We start from the raw sequence: 18,663 nt of genomic DNA on the forward strand, positions 1-18,663 counted from the left end.
GCGAGAGCGGTTTATTCGCCTGAGTCGCCGCCATCGGTGTCGCCCTCACCGGGATCCGGTGCGGCAGGCAGAATGGCGACGCCCGGCATCGCGTCGGACTGCTCGGACGGCATGTCGCTTCCGCAGAACACACGGAACGTGGCAGTGATCGTCTGGCCGGCCGTGCCGGGGACGATCTGCGTCGAGAGGACGCTCGGTCCGAAGCTGCGGATGGACTCGCCCGAGTTGCCGCCGGAGAAGGTCGCGTTGGTGAGCGTGACCTCGAAGGCGGACCGCGCCGGGGTGCCCGAGGGGCACTCGAAGCTCGGCCAGTTGAGTGTCACAGGAACGCCCTCGGTCGCGGTGCCGGCGATGGTCGGGGTGCCCGAGGGCTTGCCCACCTTCACCTGCTCTTTGAAGGTCGTCAGGGTGATGGTCGTGCCCTCCGGCACGTTCCCACCCGGCTGGACCGATTCGACCGTTCCGACCTGACTCGCGCTCGGGGCGACGGTGTTGCCCACGGTGCACTCGGCCTGCAGCCCGGCGTTGACCGCCGCGGCCTGCGCGGCCTCGCACTGCATTCCGACGAGCCCGAGAGCATCGACGTCGATCAGCTCGGGCTCGGGCGTCTCGGTCTCACTCGGCGTCGGCTTGGGCGTCTGGACAGCCGTCTCCGACTGCGTCGGCTCGGGCTCGGGGTCGCCCGGGTTCATCAGAGCGAACACGGTTCCGCCGAGCACGATCACGATCAGGGCGATCAGAGCGATGAGCGGCCACGTCCAGGGGCTGCGCTTCTTCTTCGTCTTCTCGGCGCCCTCATCGGCCTGCTCGCCGGTGGGCAGCTGGGCCGTGGTGGGGAGGATGCGAGTCGTGCCGTCGTCGCCCGATGCGGTGAGCAGTCGGGTGGCGTCGTCGGATGCCACGCCGCCGGTCGCGATGGCCGGCACGGCGATGGCCGCGGAGTTCAGGTCTCCTCGGCGCAGTGCCTGGGCGGCGCGTGCCACCGTCGCGGAGGACGAGGGCCGGTCGGCCGGCTTCTTGGCGATCATCGCCATGACGAGGTTCTGCACCGGGATCGGCACGGTCGGCGGCAGCGGCGGAGGCTGCTCGTTGATCTGCGCCATCGCGATCGCGACCTGCGACTCACCCGTGAAGGGGCGCTTGCCTGCGAGGCACTCGTACGCGACGATGCCGAGCGAGTAGGTGTCGGTCGCCGGCGATGCCGGGTGCCCGGAAGCCTGCTCCGGCGAGAGGTACTGCACGGTGCCCATGACCTGGCCGGTGGCCGTCAGCGGCACCTGGTCGGCGATGCGGGCGATGCCGAAGTCGGTGATCTTGACGCGGCCGTCGGGCGTGATCAGCAGGTTTCCCGGCTTGATGTCGCGGTGCACGAGGCCTGCTGCGTGGGCGGCCTGCAGAGCGGATGCCGTCTGCGCGACGATGTCGAGCGTCTTGTCGGCGCTCAGCGCGCCCTCGCGCTCGAGCACGGTCGAGAGCGCCTCGCCGGGCACGAGCTCCATGACGAGGTAGGCGCTGCCGTTCTCCTCGCCGTAGTCGAAGACGCTCGCGATGCCCTCGTGGTTGACGAGAGCGGCATGGCGCGCCTCAGCGCGGAACCGCTCGAGGAACCCGGGGTCCCCCATGTACTCGTCCTTGAGGATCTTGATGGCCACGGTGCGGCCGATGACGTGATCCGTCGCCTCCCACACCTCGCCCATGCCGCCGATCGCAATACGCGACTGCAGCTCGTAGCGACCACCGAACGACACACCCTGCGTCGGTCTCATCTGCCCAGCACCGCCTCTATGACCTTCTTTGCAATCGGAGCGGCGATGGTGTCGCCGGATCCTGACTGCCCTTGTCCGCCGCCGTCTTCGACGAGGACCGCTACTGCCACTTCCGGGTCGTCCGCCGGCGCGAAACCGGTGAACCACAACGTGTAGGGCTTGTTACCGTTCTCGGTCGTGCCTGTCTTTCCAGCCACATCGACCCCGTCTATTCTTGCACCCTGCGCAGCGCCGTTTGAGACGCTGGCGACCATCGACGCCGTGATCTGATCGGCGATCGTCGCATCGGTCGCCTGGCCGAACTGCGTGTCGTCGTACGAACGGATGACCGAGAGGTCGTTGCCGATCACCGTGTCGACCAGACGGGGGTTCATGACGACGCCTTCGTTCGCGATTCCCGCCGCCACCATCGCGATCTGCAACGGTGTGGCGGTGACCTGTCCCTGTCCGAATCCGGTCAGTCCGGTCTGCGGGTCGTCGAGGGCGCGGGGGTAGCTCGAGGGCGTCGACTCGAGAGGGGTGGAGAAGCTCTGGTTCCACCCGAACTTCTCCGCCATCTCGCGGATCTTGTCGTCGCCGAGCTGCACGGCGAGTTCAGCCATCGGGATGTTGCAGCTCAACCGGATCGCCTCGGCGATCGTCACGGTGTCACCCGGCCCGCACGTGCCGCCCCATGCGTTCGAGACCGTGTTGTTCGACTGCGGCAGCTGGTAGCGAGCGGGGTTCGGCAGCGTCGAGTCAGGGGTGTAGTCGCCGCTCGCATAGGCCGCGGCGGCGACCACGAGCTTGAACGTCGAGCCGGGCGGGTTGAGGTCCCCGGCGATCGCCCGATTCGAGAGCGGCTTCGTGGGGTCTTCGTCGAGCTGGTCGTAGGTCGCGTTCGCGGCATCCGCGTCATGCGTCGCGAGCAGGTTGGTGTCGAAGCCGGGCGTCGACACCATGGCGAGAATGCGCCCGGTCTTCGGCTCGATGGCGACGACGGCGCCGTTGAGTCCCTGGAGGCCCTCGTAGGCCGCTCGCTGCGCGGCGGCGTCGAGGGTCAGCTCCACACTGAATCCGCTCTGCGGCTGGCCCGAGAGGATCCGCTCGATCTCGGCGAAGAACGCGCTCGAGCCCGTGCCGGAGAGATCGGCGTTCATGGCCCGCTCGATCCCCGTCGCCGACTGCAGCGCAGGGTTGAAGTACCCGGTGACGGGCGCCCACATCGCGGCATCCGTGTAGACGCGCTGGAACTGATAGCGGTCGTCGGAGGCCGTCGAGGAGGCGATCGCCACGTCGTCGACGATGATCGATCCTCGTTGGATCTCGTAGCTGTCGAGCAGCGTGCGCCTGTTGTTCGGGTTCTGCCCGAGGGAATCGGCCTCGACGACCTGAATCCAGCTGGTCGCCGCGAACAGCGACAGGAACATGAACAGCATGACGATGCTGAGACGGCGGAGCTCTTTGGTCATGCGACGCCCCCTCGGGCGGAGTGCACGCCGGTCACTGAGCGCGGAGCGCAGCGACGAGTCGAAGAGTCGGTCATGTCAGCCGATCACCGCCCTGGGTTGGCTGCGGACACCGTCGGAGATGCGCAGCAGGATGGCCACGATGAGCCAGTTGGCCACGAGTGACGAGCCACCGGCGGCGAGGAACGGGGTGGTCAGGCCGGTGAGCGGGATGAGCCGGGTCACACCGCCGACCATGATGAACACCTGCAGTGCGATGGTGAACGAGAGGCCGATGGCGAGGAGCTTGCCGAAGTCGTCCTGACCGGCGAGCCCGATGCGCACGCCGCGGCTGACGAACACCATGTAGAGGCAGAGGATGGCGAACAGCCCGATCAGGCCGATCTCCTCACCGAGGCTGGTGATGATGTAGTCGCTGTGCGCGAGCGGGGTGACCTCGGGACGACCCTGACCCCATCCGGTGCCGAGCAGACCGCCGTGTGCGAGGCCGAACAGGCCCTGCATGGGCTGGAACCCTGCGACGTCCGGGTCGACCTTCTCAGGATCGAAGAGGAACAGCCAGTTCGTGAAGCGGCCCTGCACGTAGCTGAGGATCTGCGTGGCGACCGCGACGCCGGCTGCGACGAGGCCGAGGCCGATCAGCACCCAGCTGGTCTTGCCGGTGGCGACGTAGAGCATCGCGACGAACATGCCGAAGATGAGGGTTCCGGTGCCGAGGTCGCGCTGGATCACGATGATTCCGAGCGAGATCGCCCACACCACCAGCACGGGTCCGAGCTCGCGCATGCGCGGCCAGGTGATGCCGAGGAACTTCGTGCCCACCGACGTGAGGCTCTCACGGGTGCGCACCAGGTAGCCGGCGAAGAAGATGGCGAGGCAGATCTTGGCGAGCTCGCCCGGCTGGAAGGCGAACATGCCGCCGAGCGACACCCACACCTGGGCGTTCGCGTCGGGGATGCGCAGGCCGGGCACGAACGGCAGCAGCAGCAGCAGGATGCCGGAGAGTCCGAAGATGTACGTGTAGCGGAACAGCACCCGATAGTTGCGCAGCAGGATCACGACGGCGATCGCGCCCGCGAGCGAGATCGCGGTCCACGCGAGCTGCTTCGTCGAGTACGCGTTCCACCCGGTCAGCGACTGGGCGATGTCGATGCGGTAGATCATCGCGATGCCGAGACCCGTGAGCAGGGTGGCGATCGGCAGGATGAAGGGATCGGCCGCGGAGGCCACGGCGCGCAGCACGAAGTGCACCGCGAACGCGAGAACGGCGAGACCGCCGCCGATCGCGAGGATCATCGGGTCGATCAGGCCGAGCGCGCCGAGCTGCACGAGCGTGAGGGACGCGCCGCTGATCGCGACGGCGAACAGCAGCAGCCAGAACTCGCGGTTGCGCTGCGTCTGCGGCATCCGCATCTTCTTGAGGGCCTTGATGACGCTCGTGTCGGCCGTGACGTCGGTGCTCATCCCGCATCCTCCGTCGGCGTCTCGGTGGGCAGGGGAGTGGGCAGGGGAGTCTCGCCGATCACGCGGTCGGCTCCCGCCTGGAGCCGCGTGACGATCGCCTCTGCGTCGGAGAAGGAACGGGCGGTGATCGTGCGCTCGACGGAATCCCGCTGGTAGGGCGGGAGGTTCGCGAGCAGGATGTCGGTGTCGCGCAGCGGCGTCGACAGCGTGATCGGGCCGATGTTCTGCTGCACGCCCTGGTAGATCACGACGCTGTCCTCGTCGGCGCCGACGAAGTAGCGGGTCTGGGTCCAGCTGTAGGCCGCGAAGGCGGCGAACACGAGCATCGCGACGACCACCAGCATCCCGGCGATCCAGCCGAGACGACGGCGCTTGGCCCGTCGGCGGTCTTCTTCGATGAGCTCCTCGAGGTACTCGGGGGCCGGCTCGAAGTGACTGGGCTCGTTCGCCGCCTGCCGAACAGGATGCAGCCAGTTGCCGCGCGGTGCGCGCACGGGCGGCACGGTGATGTTGGCGGGGTTCGAGGCCGATCCGACGATCGTCGCGGTGCCGGAGTGCATGGCGTGCTGGCCGCCGACCTCGACGAGGACGATCGTCACGTTGTCGGGCGCGCCGCCGTCGAGTGCCTGTTTCAGCAGGTTGTCGGCCGTGCGCCCCGGTGCCATGCCCATGCGCATCGCCTTGAGGATGTGCGCCTCGTCGACGACACCGGAGAGCCCGTCGGAGCACAGCAGCCAGCGGTCACCCGGCTGGGTGTGCATGACGAACATGTCGAGTTCCGGGTCGGCGTCCATGTCGCTGAGCACGCGCATGAGCACCGAGCGACGCGGGTGGTATCGCGCCTCTTCGGGGGTGATGCGACCAGAGTCGACGAGTCGCTGCACGAAGGTGTGGTCGGCGGTGATCTGGGTGACCGCATCGTCGCGGTAGAGGTAGATGCGCGAGTCGCCGATGTGACCGATGACCGCATAGTCGTCGACCATGATGATCGCGCTGAGCGTCGTGCCGAGGCCGGCGAGTTCGGGGCGGTCCTTGGCGGCGCGGATCAGATCGCCGGCTGCCGTGGTCGCGGCGGCCTGAAGGGAGGCCTGTGCGTCTTCGACCGACGTGTAGGGCTGGTCGAGCGGCTCGAGCCGGTGGATCGCGATGCTCGACGCGACGTCGCCGCCCGCGTGACCGCCCATGCCGTCGGCGACGACGAACAGGTTCGCCCCGGAGTATCCGGAGTCCTGGTTGTTGGAGCGGACCTTCCCGGTGTGGGAGATCGCGGCACTCGAGCCTTCGAAGACCATGCCGGGGTCAGGCTCGCAGCTCGAAGGTCGTGGCGCCCACCTTGATCGGGGTGCCGAGGGCGAGGCCGACGGGACCGCCGGTCACCCGCTGGCCGGCGACGTACGTGCCGTTGGTCGAGTCGAGATCCTGGATGGCCCAGCTGTCGCCTCGGAGCAGCAGGCGCGCGTGATGGCTGGAGGTGTAGTCGTCGCGGATCACGAGAGCCGACTCGCTCGAGCGGCCGATCGTCAGAGTCTCGGTGCCGAGGGGCAGTTCGAGCCCGGCCTTCGGGCCGGAGGTGATCACGAGGCGCTTGGCCGTCGCGACCGTCGCGGGGCCGGTGCTGGGCTTCGACGATGCGGGGCGGGATGCCGGTGCTGAGGCGGGTGCCTTCGTCGGGGCGGGCATCGCGGCAGCGGCCTCGGCCGGGAGCTTGCGCACCTTCATGCCGAAGAGGTCGGCGCGCAGCGAGTAGACGACTCCGAACACGAAGAACCACAGGATCAGCAGGAAGCCGATGCGCAGCAGGAGCAGGACGAGCTCGCTGGGAGTGCTCACGAGATGGCTCCGAACGCGCGGGTCGCGTCGTCGTCGCGCGGCCGCGGCGGGCGTGACGGGGTGGCGACGGGAACGATGCGGAACACCAGGTCGGTGCGTCCGATGGTGATGGTGGTGTCAGAGGGAAGGGCCGCTTCTCGCACCTTCTGGCCGTCGACCTTGGTGCCGTTGGTCGAGCCGAGGTCGCGCATCATGGCGCGCTCGCCGTCCCAGAGGACCTCGACGTGCTTGCGGCTGGATCCCGCGTCGGAGATCGTGATGTCGGCATCCGTTCCGCGGCCGATGACCGTGCGGGCACGGGTGAGCGAATGGCGGCGGCCGTCGACGTCGATGACGGCCTGCCAGTTGACGCGGCCCTCGACCGTGCCCGAGCTGACGTTGATCGTGCCGGTGGCGATCTTGTCGTCGCCCTCGAGTGAGATTGACAGCGGGCCGGAGAAGCTGTAGCCCTGTGCCTTCGCGTGCTTCGTGAGCAGTGCATGCAGCTCATCGGTGAGGGCTCCGCCGAGCCCCTGCATCCGCTCGGCGTCGTCAGTGCTGAGGCGCACGACGAAGTTGTTGGGCGCGATGATGCGGTCCCTGCTCACCACAGCCGCTTTGGTGTCCGCTTCGCGCCGAAGGGCCGAAGCGATCTCCACGGGCTGGATGCCGCTGCGGAAGGTCTTCGCGAACGCGCTGTTCACAGCGCGCTCGAGACCCTTCTCAAAGCTGTCAAGTAGTCCCACTGGGCTCCTCTGGCATACCGACCGGTACGCACATCGTAGCCAGGTGTGCTGGGTGAACGCCCTCGCGAGGCGGGAAAGCGCCGAGAATCCGGGGGAGTGGGGAGGGGTGCGCGGGGTCGAGGGCGGTGTCTCGCGGCGGTCGGGGGCGCGCCGTTCGGGAGGAGAACTGCCCCTGCGGAGGAGGAAATCGAGGGAATCCTCCTCCCCAGGGGCAGAAGTCCTCCCGGCGGTGCTGAGTCCACCGCGGCCTCGGTTTCTTCTCGAGGTGAAACGCGTGATATCTTTGGGAAGTTGAGTTCTTCGGAGCCCGACATACTCGCGCGAGTGGCGGAATGGTAGACGCGCTGGCTTCAGGTGCCAGTGTCCTTATGGACGTGGGGGTTCAAGTCCCCCCTCGCGCACAGCGAGAAGCAGATGTGAAAAGGCCCGGTTCCTCTCGAGGAAGCCGGGCCTTTCGCATGCGTCGGAAGTGTGTCAGCCGCGAATCGCCTGCCGAGCCGCCTCGAAGCGCACCCAGTCATGGTCGGATGCCGGGGTCAGCTCCCACTCTTCGACGGGGCCGCTCTCCCATGCTGTCGCGGCCACAGCGCCACCCGCGTCGGTGAGATCCGTGACGACCGCGGCGTCGAGTCGACCGCCGGCGAGGAGCTTCTGCTGAGATGCCTTCGCCACTCGACCCCACCACTCGGGCTCGCCCGTTGCGGTGAGCACCTCACCCTTCTTCAGGACGACGGCGACGGCATCCGCATCTCCAGGCGCGGAGTCGTCGACGACGAGCACGGGCGCCCGCCTCACGCCCAGCGCCGCGATCACCGCCTCGCCGAGAGTGTCGTAGCTGCCGGTGCTCGTGTGGCGGCCGTCGAGTGTGTGCTCGATGTGGAAGCTCATGGATGAAGGCTACTCACCGCTCGCGTCTGACGCGCCGAGTGTGCCGGTTATTTTGAATGACTCAAAATAAGGTACGGTGGAAGAACAACGTGGTGCCGGGGTTGCAGCCCCGGCACCACTGTCCGTGAGACACCACCATCCCTGACTGAGGAGGCTCGCATGAGTCACGAACACGCCCCAGAGTACAGATCTCTGCCCGCCCCGCTGCTGCGGTTCGCACAGCTTGAGTCCGTGCAGCGCATCACGACCGCCGACCTGCTCGCCACCCCGCCTCGCGCGAGCGAGCCCGGTCACTTCGTCGGTCGGGTGGACTCGGGCGGTCTGGGGAGCCCGCGCTATTTCGTCGGCGAGTACCGCGACGGGCGGATGCCGACCGCACTCGTGCTCGAATACGGCGCTTCGTCCTCCGACCAGACGAGATCGGCACGGGTGTGGAGCCTTGCCGATCACCGTGGAGCGAGCCCGGACTACCGCCTCATCCACGATGACTCCTCCCGCGGCTACGTCACGGTGTGAGCCCGAGCTCACAGCACCCTCGCAGGACTCGCCGCCTCCACGTGTTGGTGGTGGCGGCTGAGTCGTGATGGTGTGAACAGGTGAGACCGCCAGCATCCTCCCCCAGTGACGGCCAGAACGACGCATCGCCCGAGACCGGACCGGTGCCCCGACCTCGCCGGCGGCGTGGCCGTGTGATCGGCTGGATCAGCGCTGCCGTCGTCGTGGCGCTGGTCGCCGTCGGTGCGATCGCCTACGCGCAGCTGCAGGGGAACGTCACGACCGCGCCGATCCGCTCGGACGACGGGGAGTCCGAACCCGAGCTCGCGACGGGGGATCTGAACATCCTGCTGCTCGGATCCGACTCGAGAGCGCTCGAATCGGACGGCTTCGGCGAAGACGACGGCACCGAGCGCAGCGATGCGATGGTCATCGCTCACATCTCGAGCGACAACACCCGGATCGACGCCGTGCAGCTTCCGCGTGACACCCTCGGCGACCTGCCCGCCTGCGATGACAACGGACGCGGGTCGTACGACGGCGGCTTCGGGATGCTGAACTCGGCCCTGCAGTACGGGCCGGCCTGCTCCGTCGCGGCGGTCGAGCAGCTCACGGGGATGACGATCGATCATTTCGTGCAGATGGACTTCGAGGGCTTCATCGGCATGGTCGATGCGATGGGCGGCATCGACGTGTGTCTGCCCGAACCCCTGCAGGACGGCCACGCGAGGCTCGACCTGCCGGCCGGCGCTCAGTCGATCAACGGCGACCAGGCGCTCGCTCTCGCCCGCACCCGGCACGCGCTCGCCGAAGAGAGCGACATCGCTCGCCTCGGGCATCAGCAGATGGTGCTCTCGGCGATCGTGCAGAAGGCCACGAAGTCCGACGTGCTGGTGCGCCCCGACCGTCTCTACGCGTTTCTCGATGCCGTCACCTCGTCGATGACCGTCGATCCGGGTCTCGGCGCCCTGACCGATCTGGCCGGCCTCGCCGCGCGGGTCGCGAATGTTCCCCTGAGCAGCGTGACGTTCGTCACGATGCCGACGACCGAGGCTCCGGAGGATCCCAACCGCGTCGTGCCCACCGCCGACGCCGACGTCATCTTCCGGGCGCTGATCGACGACGTGCCGATCGTGCTGACCACCGACGAGGTGCAGCCCCCAGCCACCGTGCGCACCGCCCCCGTGCAGATTCTCAACGGGGCGGGCATCAGCGGGCTGGCATCCCGCGTCTCGGAGGATGCGACGGGATACGGATACACGGTCGCGAGCATCGCCAATGCCGACCCGGTCGAACTGACGACGATCACCGCTGCGGACACCCCCGACGCCCAGCAGACGGCGCAGGCGCTGGCTGCCGAACTGGGCCTCGCGGTGACCGTTCAGGTCGGGGATGTCGAAGGAGTGCAGGTGCTGCTCGGTGGCGATTACGAAGCGCTCGTCTCCCAGCCCAACGCGACGCCGGTGCCGCCGCGCCCGGTCGATGCGGTGAACCGCAGCGCCGACACCGACCTCTGCGCCGGCTGAGCGGCCCTCGCTCCGGGCTGCGCCGGGCAGACTGGAGGGGACTTCGTTCCTCACCGTCAGGAGACGCAAAATGCCGGACCAGCCTCGTCGAACCCCCAGCCAAGCCGTGCTCAGCGTGCAGCGGGTGGAGCAGGTCAGTCCTGACCTCGTGCGCATCACGGCCGGAGGCGACGGGTACGAGGCCTTCACCGACAACGTCTTCTCCGACAAGTACGTGAAGATCCTGTTCGCCGACCCGCGCCACGGGCTAACTCCTCCGTACGATCTCGCGCAGCTGCGCGAGGAGAGCCCCGAGAAGCTGCCCACCCGACGCACCTACACGGTGCGCGCGGCGGATGCCGAGCAGCAGCGCCTCGTGATCGACTTCGTCGTGCACGGCGACGAGGGAGTCGCGGGCCCGTGGGCTCGCTCGGCGCAGATCGGCGACACGCTCGTCGTCAGCGGAGCAGGCGGCGGGTACCTGCCCGCCCCGGGAACCCCGTGGCATCTGCTCATCGGCGACCACACCGCCCTCCCCGCTATCTCGTCGGCCGTCGAAGCGATGGACGCGGATGCCGTCGGGCACGTCATCCTCACCGTCGCCGACCCCGCCGACCGCCTCCTGCCCGAGGCGCCGGCCGGCGTGACGGTTCGATGGACCGACTCGGATGACGAGCTGCTGGACGTTCTCGCCGAGCTGCCCTGGGGTGCGGGTCATCCCGGAGTCTTCGCGCATGGCGAGCGCGGAACCATCAAGGCCGTGCGGGCTCTGCTGAAGCAGCGCGACGTGCCGAGAGAGTCACTGTCGATCTCGGCCTACTGGGCACGGGGCCGCGCAGAGGATCAGTTCCAGGCCGAGAAGCGCGAGCCCATCGGTCAGATCGAGTAACGCTCGACCTGGGTCAGAAACCCTCCGGCTCGCGAGGCGTATAGGCACTGGTGAGCGCTTCGAGCTCGGCGGGTTCGAGGTGGATGCTGACGGCCGCGACGGCATCCTCGATGTGACCCGCCTTCGTCGCGCCGACGATCGGCGCCGTGACCGCGCTCTGCTGAGCGACCCATGCGAGAGCGATCTGCGCGCGGGAGACTCCTCGAGCCTCGGCGACGCGAGCGACCGCCTCGACGATGGCGCGGTTCGACTCCTCTTCGCGGCGATACAGCGTCGCTCCGAAGGCATCCGTCGCGGTGCGTGCCGTCTTCTCGTCCCAGTCGCGTGTGAGCCTGCCGCGCGCGAGCGGCGACCAGGGCAGCACCCCGACTCCGGAGTCGAGGCAGAAGGGGTGCATCTCGCGCTCCTCTTCGCGCTGCAGCAGGTTGTACTGGTCCTGCATCGACACGAACGGCGTCCACCCGTACTGCGCCGCAACGTGCTGAGCCTTCGCGAACTGCCATGCCCACATCGACGACGCTCCGATATATCGCGCCTTGCCGGAACGGACGACGTCGTGCAGAGCCTGCATCGTCTCCTCGATCGGGGTCTGCGGATCCCATCGGTGGATCTGGTAGAGGTCGACGTGGTCGGTGCCGAGGCGCCTCAGGCTCGCGTCGATGCCCGAGAGGATGTGGGCGCGACTGAGCCCGGCCTGGTTCGCCCCCGGTCCCATGCGCCCGTGCACCTTGGTCGCGATCACGATCTCGTCGCGGTTCGCGAAGTCGGCCAGAGCGCGACCGACGAACTCCTCGCTCGTGCCGTCGGAGTAGACGTCAGCAGTGTCGAAGGTGGTGATCCCAGCTTCGAGTGCGTGCCTGATCAGCGGGCGGCTGGCCTCTTCGTCGAGCGACCACCCGTGCGCGCCGCGATCCGGGGCGCCGAAGCTCATGCATCCGAGAACCACCGGGGAGATCCGGAGTCCTGAACGACCGAGCCTCACGCTGTCTGCTGTGTCGAGCATCCGAATACTCCCTCGTGTCGTGGTCTGCGATCGATGCTCTCACGGTGCGGAGCGGTCAGGGGCGGCGGTCAGCTGAATCCGAACAGCACGAGCACGAGCGCGAACCCGATCGCCGGTCCGAGGAACATCACCCAGACGAGGAGGAGCACCGCGAACCCTCCCTTGACCAGATCGCCTCGCCTGACGAATGCGGCCAGGCCCATGGCGACGACGAGCAGAACCGATGCGATGCCCGGAACTCCGAGGGGGATCCACTGGATCGTCCACAGCATCCCCGGAAAGAGAGTCGAGAGGCCAGCGGCTGCGGCAGTCAGCCCGATCACCAGGATGATGACCTCTGCCGCGATCTCGATGCGCTTGTCTCGGCGCTCGGTGACCGTCATCTCCGTGTCCACGGTGGCGAGCCTAGAGACGGATGCTGGGAGCTCACGGCGTCGCTCCCGGTGGCGCCGCGGTTCAGCGGGCGATCGGTGTCTCCGAGACGACCACGCCACTCGTCATCGGCAGTGCGCCGAGGATGTGCGCATCGCCATCGACCCACTCGACGGCGATGCCTTCGGCGGCCAGACCCTCGGGGCGGATCGCGATGTCGAGGAGCGGCAGGGTGAGGTCGCCGAAGCGGGTGGCGACCACCGCGCCGAGCCGGTCGGCGGTCGTGGCGTGGATGAATCCGGCGTCATCGAGATGGACTCCCCGGGTCGAGACGACGTATTCGCCGAAGCCTCGGCTCATCTCCCAGTCGTCCTGGATGGCGATGTGGTGGATCAGGTCTGACACGGTGGACTCCTTAATGAAACGAGTGCGTAGCATTTATTGCTAGAGTCATCCTATGACGGGAAAACGAGGTCGGCCTTCCGCCGGTGAGGCGAACGCCCGAGACGAGAGAGTGGTCGACGTCGTCGTCTCTCTCCTCAGCGATGAGGGCTTCGAGGCGCTGACCTTCGATCGCGTCGCGGCCGACGCGCATGTCGCGAAGCGCACACTGTACGGAGTCTTCGGCGACCGCGCCGGCCTCGTGCGGGCGGCGATCCTCAGACAGCACGCCTATCTCGGCGAGGCGGGGGACGAGGGGGACGACCTTCGATCGGCGTGCCGAGCCATCCTGGCGCACCTGCTCGGAGACGAGGCGATCGGCATCCATCGTGCGATCATCGCCGCAGCTGCCCGGCATCCGTCTCTCGCCGTGGAGTTCTATGACGAGGGTCCAGGGCGTGCTCAGGGCTTCATCGCGTCGCACCTGCCGGCGGATGCCGTGGTGACGGCGGAGTTCCTTTTCGCCGCGCTGCTCGGCGAACTCCACCGACGTCGGCTGCTCGGCCTCGCCGGACCGCCGACTCCGGCTGAGATCGACACGCAGGTCGATGTGGTGCTCCGCTCGTCGGGTCTTCCTGTCGGAGCCTGACCCTGACCGGATCGGGCGGAATCCTCCCCGTCTCGAGGTCAGCTGTCAACCGCCCTGCGCTCGCCGCGGATCGGACGGATCATTATGGTCCGGACGAATCAGAGGAGGGCACCATGTCGAACATCGACGCATTCGCCAACAGCTTCCCGCCGAACATGCCGGGAGTCCCCCCGGTCGACGACTTCACCGATGGGACGTTCCCCACCGACACCTCGCAGCCTGAGACACAGGGCGACGAGCCGCTCGAGGCCGAGCTCGGCGAGGACGGACAGGGCGACCTCGCCCCGGAAGACGAAGGCCTGCCGCACAGCGGCGATGCGCCGTCGGATCTGCGGGACGGCACCGAGTGACCAGCGACGGTGAGAAGTCCGGCCGGGATGTGAGCGGCGCAGAACCCTCCGAGGACGGGATCGCGGCGCTCATCGAGGATCGGGATGCCGACGACCCTGACCAGGTCGGGGAGATTCCCGCGGGCAACGCCGGCGCGGACTCCGGAGGGTCGGGTCCGGTGCGGGTCGATCCGTCCTCGGAGTCATCCGTGCAAGACGAGTCTGTCCACAACGACGAGCCGGGTGTCGGCACGCGTCGCTCCGGCGACTGAGGGACTGAGGCAGGCGCTCCGCCGGGAGGAGAACTGCGCTTCGGGAGGAGGACTGCGCTTCGGGAGGAGAGAATCCGAGGATTCATCCTCCCCACGCGCAGGTCTCCTCCCCACGCGCAGCGCGCCCGCACCAGGCAGTGCCGTCCCGAGGCTGTGCCGTCCCGAGGCGCAGTGCCTTCCCCGGCGCAGTGCCTTCCCCAGGCGCAGTGCCTTCTCCGGGCGCAGTGCTCCCTCCACACGAGCAGTGCCTTCCCCGCACGCGGATCTCCCCCTCCCGTGCAGATCGGCGCCCGGGCAGAGTGCCCTTCCGCGGCATCCGGAGCAGTCGTAGGCTGTGCCGGTGAGCGACGCACTGGATGACGGGCCCTTCTTCCACGGCACCAAGGCGGATCTGCGCCCGGGTGACCTCCTGACGGCGGGGTTCGCGTCGAACTACCGCCCCGAGATCGTGATGAATCACATCTACTTCACGGCCGTGGCTGATGGCGCGGGTCTCGCCGCCGAGCTCGCGCCGGGTGATCGTGAGCCGCGCGTGTACGAGGTCGAGCCGACCGGCGACTTCGAGAACGACCCGAATGTGACTGACAAGAAGTTCCCCGGCAATCCGACCCGCTCCTATCGCAGCAGTGCGCCGTTGAGGGTCGTGCGCGAAGTGCTCGACTGGACCCGTCTCTCACCGGAGGCGCTCGCCTCCTGGCGGGAGAGGCTCGACGCCCTTCACGCCGACGACCGCGCCGAGATCATCAACTGACTCGGCGGCGAGGACGACACATCTGCAGGACTCGAGCACGGATGCGGGACAGAAGCTCGAGTTCGGTCCTGCATCCGTGCTTCGCTCCTGCAGATGGGCCAGGGGTCTCCCGCGAAGGGAACGGGCCCCGTGAAGGGACCGGAACCGTCAGGAGAGGGACCGGAAGCGTCGGAAGGGACCGGAACCGTCAGGAAAAGGACCGGAAGCGTCGAAAGGGACCGGAAGCGTCAGGAGAGGGAACGGATCAGCGCCGTGCGACCCGTCGGGCGAGTGCGCCGAGCGCGCGGTCGATGATGACGAACACGAAGCCGACAGCGATGAGGGCGATCGTCAGGGCGATGATCCACTGGGCGACGCCGCCGAGACCGAGCGCGTCGACGTCCATGAAGGGGTACGGATACGTCTGGCCGGGCGTGAACTCTCCGCCGAGCGCTCCATAGGCGAACGCCCACGTCAGGTACGCGTAGGGGACGAGCGTCCACAGCAGCGGGTCGACCCACCGGAACGATCCCTTCGGCACGAAGAGCAGCCAGTCGACGATGACCAGCACCGGCGTGATGATGTGGATCAGGTTGTCGGTGAGCGAGAAGATCTCGGCGTCGCCGTCGGCGAACCGCGTGGGCACGAGCACGATGAGATAGATGAGCATCGTGACGGTGATCGCGAACATCACCGCTCCGCTGCCCCTGGCACTGGGCGTCGAGGTGCCGAACGGGCCGCTCTGATGCAGGTCTCGGATGGTCCGGACGATGAGGAACAGCACCCAGGCGAGACAGAGCAGATTGCTGACCATCGTGTAGAACAGCACGGTCGTCCACGAGGGGTCGCCGGTCAGGAGGTTGGCGTGCCGGATGACACCGGTGAGGATGACAGCCAGCGCCAGGAGTCGGTAGACGAGCGCGACCGGTCGGGAGTTCACCGCAGCGTGCGAGAACAGCGCTCTGCGCGCGGGCTCTGCATCGGGTGGGCCGGAAGCCGTGGACGGAGAGATGACGGCTTTGGACATCCTTCGAGGCTACGCGTTCTCGGGCTGCTTCAACGCCGGATCAGCGCCGCACCGGGTCGGAATCGCCGTCGACGAACCGCTCGAGATCGCGCAGGGTCGGAGCGGCCTCCCAGTCACCGGGAACCAGGCAGGCCATCGCGCCGCAGGCGTTCGCTCGCCGCAGCACGGCCTCGAGATCCTGGCCGTCGAGCAGAGCGCTGAGATAGCCGGCGACGAAGGCGTCGCCCGCACCCACGGTGTCGACCGGGGCGATCGCGAATCCGGGCGCGCCGACCACGGATCCGGCCGTGAAGACCGAGGCGCCGTCGGGACCCTGCTTGAGCACGGTCGTCGCGCACCCGGCATCGTGCAGTCGTGCCGCCGCATCCGCCACCGAGATCCCGGGATACAGGATGGCGAACTCCTCGACGCCGCCGAAGACGACATCGGAACGCTCGGCGATGTCGCGCAGCGCCGGACCCGCGACCGCGGGGGAGGCGAGCGCCGAACGGTAGTTGATGTCGAAGCTCACCCTGGTTCCGGCTGCACGCGCCCGGTCGATCGCGAGGTGCACGGCAGCCTCGGCCGTGTCGGACAGCAGGGGAGTGATGCCGGTGATGTGCAGCAGGGAGGCGTGTTCGACCCATCCGTCCGGCAGATCCTCCGGCCGCAGCCGGGATCCGGCCGACCCCGCGCGGTAGTAATGCACGGCGGTGGATGCCGCAGACGGGCGCTCCTTCACCATGAGGCCGGTCGCGGCATCCGGGTCGACGATCGCTCGCACGTCGACGCCGTCGCCGCGGATCTCCCGCGCGACGCGCTCACCGAGGGAGTCGTCGCCCACGCGTCCGAGCCACGACGTCGGGATGCCGAGCCGGACGAGGCCGATCGCGACGTTGCTCTCGGCGCCGCCGATGCCGAACGCCAGGGAGTTCGCGTGCCGCAGCGAGCCGATCTCGGTCGTGCGCACGAGCGCCATCGTCTCGCCGAGGGTGACGACAGACGGCGAGGTCACGCGGAGTCCCGCGCGCACACCTCGACGAACGCGGCCGTGCGCTCGCGCAACGCGGCGAGATCGCCACCGTTGAACGCATCGCCGAGCAGCGGACCGCCCACGCTCACCGCGACCGCACCGGCTCGCAGCCAGGCCTCAGCACCCGCGAGGTCGACTCCGCCGGAAGGCACCGCGACGAGGTCGGGGAAAGGCCCACGCAGGTCCTTCAGATATGCGGGGCCGACCTGACCCGCGGGGAACACCTTGACCGCAGACGCACCCGCAGACCACGAGGCGAACAGCTCGGTCGGCGTGAGTCCGCCCGGGACGATCGGCACACCGGCATCCGTCGCCTGGGTGACGAAGCCGGTCGACGTGATCGGGGTGACGATGTATGCCGCGCCGACCTCGATCGCCCGAGCCAGGTCGGCCGTGTTGGTGACGGTGCCGATTCCGAGGTCGACCGTGTCGCCGAACCGCGCGAGCAGCTGGGGGAAGTGCTCGAACGTGCCCGGAGTCGTGAGCGTGAGCTCGACACTGCGGATGCCGGCGTCCACGAGCACGTCGAGCACGGCGTCGTAGTCCTCCGCCCGCTTCGCACGGGCGACGACGATCAGGCGCGAGTCGACCGTGCGCTGCGGCAGGGCGACCCGGCGCGGCTCACCAGTCATGGCCTCACCAGTCATGGCCTCACCAGTCATGGACGGTCCCGTCGAGCAGACGGTTCACCGGCAGGTACGCCTTGGTGTACTCGTGGCCGGCCGCGGCATCCTCGTCGAGGTCGACACCGAGTCCGGGCTTGTCGCCGGGGTGCAGGAAGCCCTTGTCGAAGGTGAAGGAGGTCTGGAACACCTCGAGCGTCTGCTCGTTGTGGGGCATGTACTCCTGGATGCCGAAGTTGTGGATCGCGAGGTCGAGGTGCAGCGCCGCGGCCATGCCGACGGGGGAGATGTCGGTCGGACCGTGGATGCCGGACTTGATGCCGTAGATCGCGGCGAAGTCGAGCAGCTTCTTCATGGCCGTGATGCCACCGGTGTGGGTGACGGCAGAGCGCACGTAGTCGATCAGGCGCTCGGTGATGAGGGTCTGGTAGTCGAAGACCGAGTTGAAGACCTCGCCGATCGCGAGCGGCGTCGTCGAGTGCTGGCGCACCAGGCGCAGCGCGGTCTGGTCTTCACCCGGGGTGCAGTCCTCGAGCCAGAACAGGTCGTAGGGCTCGATGTCCTTCGCGAAGCGCGCGGCCTCGATCGGCGACATCCGGTGGTGTCCGTCGTGCAGGATGCGCAGGTCGGTGCCGAAATCCTCGCGGATCTGCGAGAAGATCCCCGGCATGTGGTTGAGGTAGTTGCGGGTGTCCCACGTCTCTTCGCTGGGGCGGTCGCCCGAGCGCTTGGCGGGCTCGTAGTCGTAGCGCACGCCGGGGCCGGTGGACGAGACGCCGTAGATCTGGCCGAGGCCGGGCACGCCGGTCTGCACGCGCACCGCGGTGTAGCCGAGCTCCTCGTAGCCGGTGATGGCGTTCTTGAGCGCGGCGTAGTCGGTGCCCGACGCGTGGGCGTAGACGCGGACGCCCTCGCGGCTGGCGCCGCCGAGCAGCTGGTACAACGGCATCCCGGCCTTCTTGGCCTTGATGTCCCAGAGCGCCATGTCGACCGCGGCGATCGCCGCCATGGTCACCGGGCCGCGACGCCAGTACGGGCCGCGGTAGAGGTACTGCCAGGTGTCTTCGATGCGGTCCTCGTCGCGGCCGATGAGCATCGAGGCGACGTGCTCGGAGAGATACGAGGCGACGGCGAGCTCGCGTCCGTTGAGAGTGGCGTCACCCAGGCCGACGATGCCGTCGGAGGTCGTGATCTTGAGCGTGACGAAGTTGCGTCCGGGGCTGGTGATGTTGACGTCGACGATCTCGATGGTCAT

Annotated in this window: 21 protein-coding genes and 1 tRNA gene; 8 read left to right on the top strand and 14 right to left on the bottom strand. The window is 68.2% G+C overall.

Features of this window, described 5'->3' with window-relative positions:
* Nucleotides 1–11 precede the first annotated feature (11 nt).
* The 6 genes from OPU70_RS09095 to OPU70_RS09120 all read right to left on the bottom strand — a co-directional run bounded on the left by OPU70_RS09095 (nt 12) and on the right by OPU70_RS09120 (nt 7,233).
* Complete coding sequence (locus tag OPU70_RS09095) at nt 12–1,766, bottom strand: protein kinase domain-containing protein (protein ID WP_498557572.1); 1,755 nt, start codon at nt 1,764–1,766, stop codon at nt 12–14.
* Nucleotides 1,763–3,217, bottom strand: coding sequence for a peptidoglycan D,D-transpeptidase FtsI family protein (locus OPU70_RS09100; protein WP_056375013.1), 1,455 nt, complete (start codon nt 3,215–3,217; stop codon nt 1,763–1,765). The genes OPU70_RS09095 and OPU70_RS09100 overlap by 4 nt, the downstream gene beginning before the upstream one ends.
* A gap of 75 nt (nt 3,218–3,292) precedes the next feature.
* Entirely contained in the window at nt 3,293–4,678 is a 1,386-nt protein-coding gene (locus tag OPU70_RS09105; protein WP_042541014.1) for an FtsW/RodA/SpoVE family cell cycle protein, read from the bottom strand.
* Complete coding sequence (locus tag OPU70_RS09110) at nt 4,675–5,970, bottom strand: PP2C family protein-serine/threonine phosphatase (RefSeq protein WP_042541012.1); 1,296 nt, start codon at nt 5,968–5,970, stop codon at nt 4,675–4,677. The genes OPU70_RS09105 and OPU70_RS09110 overlap by 4 nt, the downstream gene beginning before the upstream one ends.
* A gap of 7 nt (nt 5,971–5,977) precedes the next feature.
* Nucleotides 5,978–6,508 (bottom strand): FHA domain-containing protein FhaB/FipA, encoded by a 531-nt coding sequence (locus tag OPU70_RS09115; protein ID WP_056375015.1) that lies wholly within the window; start codon nt 6,506–6,508, stop codon nt 5,978–5,980.
* Nucleotides 6,505–7,233, bottom strand: a complete 729-nt coding sequence (locus tag OPU70_RS09120) for an FHA domain-containing protein (RefSeq protein WP_042541009.1) — start codon at nt 7,231–7,233, stop codon at nt 6,505–6,507. The genes OPU70_RS09115 and OPU70_RS09120 overlap by 4 nt, the downstream gene beginning before the upstream one ends.
* Nucleotides 7,234–7,551: 318 nt before the next feature.
* Between OPU70_RS09120 and OPU70_RS09125 the strand changes: the two genes are divergently transcribed.
* Nucleotides 7,552–7,634, top strand: a tRNA-Leu gene (locus OPU70_RS09125).
* A 73-nt stretch (nt 7,635–7,707) separates the two neighbouring features.
* Here OPU70_RS09125 and OPU70_RS09130 read toward each other — a convergent pair.
* On the bottom strand, nt 7,708–8,121 hold the full coding sequence (locus OPU70_RS09130; RefSeq protein ID WP_475433158.1) for a hypothetical protein: 414 nt from the start codon (nt 8,119–8,121) through the stop codon (nt 7,708–7,710).
* A 159-nt stretch (nt 8,122–8,280) separates the two neighbouring features.
* On the opposite strand from OPU70_RS09130, the gene OPU70_RS09135 reads away from it, so the two are divergent.
* From OPU70_RS09135 to OPU70_RS09145, 3 genes are all read left to right on the top strand, one after another.
* Nucleotides 8,281–8,637, top strand: coding sequence for a hypothetical protein (locus tag OPU70_RS09135; protein WP_498557573.1), 357 nt, complete (start codon nt 8,281–8,283; stop codon nt 8,635–8,637).
* A 143-nt stretch (nt 8,638–8,780) separates the two neighbouring features.
* The gene (locus OPU70_RS09140) at nt 8,781–10,142 is read left to right on the top strand and encodes an LCP family protein (protein ID WP_498557574.1); all 1,362 of its coding nucleotides are present in this window, start codon (nt 8,781–8,783) and stop codon (nt 10,140–10,142) included.
* Nucleotides 10,143–10,212: 70 nt separating this feature from the next.
* Nucleotides 10,213–11,010: a siderophore-interacting protein gene (locus tag OPU70_RS09145; RefSeq protein ID WP_498557575.1), complete on the top strand. Its 798-nt coding sequence runs from the start codon at nt 10,213–10,215 to the stop codon at nt 11,008–11,010.
* Between the two features lie 13 nt (nt 11,011–11,023).
* On the opposite strand, the gene OPU70_RS09150 is transcribed toward OPU70_RS09145, so the two are convergent.
* From OPU70_RS09150 to OPU70_RS09160, 3 genes are all read right to left on the bottom strand, one after another.
* Nucleotides 11,024–12,013: an aldo/keto reductase gene (locus tag OPU70_RS09150; RefSeq protein ID WP_498557576.1), complete on the bottom strand. Its 990-nt coding sequence runs from the start codon at nt 12,011–12,013 to the stop codon at nt 11,024–11,026.
* 68 nt (nt 12,014–12,081) lie between these two features.
* Nucleotides 12,082–12,408 (bottom strand): hypothetical protein, encoded by a 327-nt coding sequence (locus tag OPU70_RS09155; RefSeq protein ID WP_498557577.1) that lies wholly within the window; start codon nt 12,406–12,408, stop codon nt 12,082–12,084.
* 61 nt (nt 12,409–12,469) lie between these two features.
* The gene (locus tag OPU70_RS09160) at nt 12,470–12,790 is read right to left on the bottom strand and encodes a DUF952 domain-containing protein (RefSeq protein ID WP_498557578.1); all 321 of its coding nucleotides are present in this window, start codon (nt 12,788–12,790) and stop codon (nt 12,470–12,472) included.
* 52 nt (nt 12,791–12,842) lie between these two features.
* Between OPU70_RS09160 and OPU70_RS09165 the strand changes: the two genes are divergently transcribed.
* From OPU70_RS09165 to arr, 4 genes are all read left to right on the top strand, one after another.
* Nucleotides 12,843–13,415: a TetR/AcrR family transcriptional regulator C-terminal domain-containing protein gene (locus OPU70_RS09165; protein WP_498557579.1), complete on the top strand. Its 573-nt coding sequence runs from the start codon at nt 12,843–12,845 to the stop codon at nt 13,413–13,415.
* Between the two features lie 113 nt (nt 13,416–13,528).
* Complete coding sequence (locus tag OPU70_RS09170; protein ID WP_042540995.1) at nt 13,529–13,765, top strand: hypothetical protein; 237 nt, start codon at nt 13,529–13,531, stop codon at nt 13,763–13,765.
* 29 nt (nt 13,766–13,794) lie between these two features.
* Nucleotides 13,795–14,016 carry a hypothetical protein gene (locus OPU70_RS09175; RefSeq protein WP_056375032.1) on the top strand — a complete coding sequence of 74 codons (222 nt, stop codon included), beginning with the start codon at nt 13,795–13,797 and terminating at the stop codon, nt 14,014–14,016.
* A 340-nt stretch (nt 14,017–14,356) separates the two neighbouring features.
* A complete protein-coding gene (arr, locus tag OPU70_RS09180) occupies nt 14,357–14,767 on the top strand; it encodes an NAD(+)--rifampin ADP-ribosyltransferase (protein WP_498557580.1) in 411 nt (136 codons plus the stop codon).
* Between the two features lie 244 nt (nt 14,768–15,011).
* On the opposite strand, the gene OPU70_RS09185 is transcribed toward arr, so the two are convergent.
* The 4 genes from OPU70_RS09185 to manD are packed head-to-tail and all read right to left on the bottom strand — an operon-like array spanning nt 15,012 to nt 18,663.
* Nucleotides 15,012–15,773, bottom strand: coding sequence for a Pr6Pr family membrane protein (locus OPU70_RS09185; RefSeq protein WP_498557581.1), 762 nt, complete (start codon nt 15,771–15,773; stop codon nt 15,012–15,014).
* Nucleotides 15,774–15,813: 40 nt separating this feature from the next.
* A complete protein-coding gene (locus OPU70_RS09190; RefSeq protein ID WP_498557582.1) occupies nt 15,814–16,767 on the bottom strand; it encodes a sugar kinase in 954 nt (317 codons plus the stop codon).
* On the bottom strand, nt 16,764–17,417 hold the full coding sequence (locus tag OPU70_RS09195; RefSeq protein WP_498557583.1) for a bifunctional 4-hydroxy-2-oxoglutarate aldolase/2-dehydro-3-deoxy-phosphogluconate aldolase: 654 nt from the start codon (nt 17,415–17,417) through the stop codon (nt 16,764–16,766). The genes OPU70_RS09190 and OPU70_RS09195 overlap by 4 nt, the downstream gene beginning before the upstream one ends.
* Nucleotides 17,418–17,436: 19 nt before the next feature.
* Nucleotides 17,437–18,663 (bottom strand): D-mannonate dehydratase ManD, encoded by a 1,227-nt coding sequence (gene manD, locus OPU70_RS09200; RefSeq protein WP_498557584.1) that lies wholly within the window; start codon nt 18,661–18,663, stop codon nt 17,437–17,439.

Source organism: Microbacterium sp. SWDP-B6 (assembly GCF_059803615.1).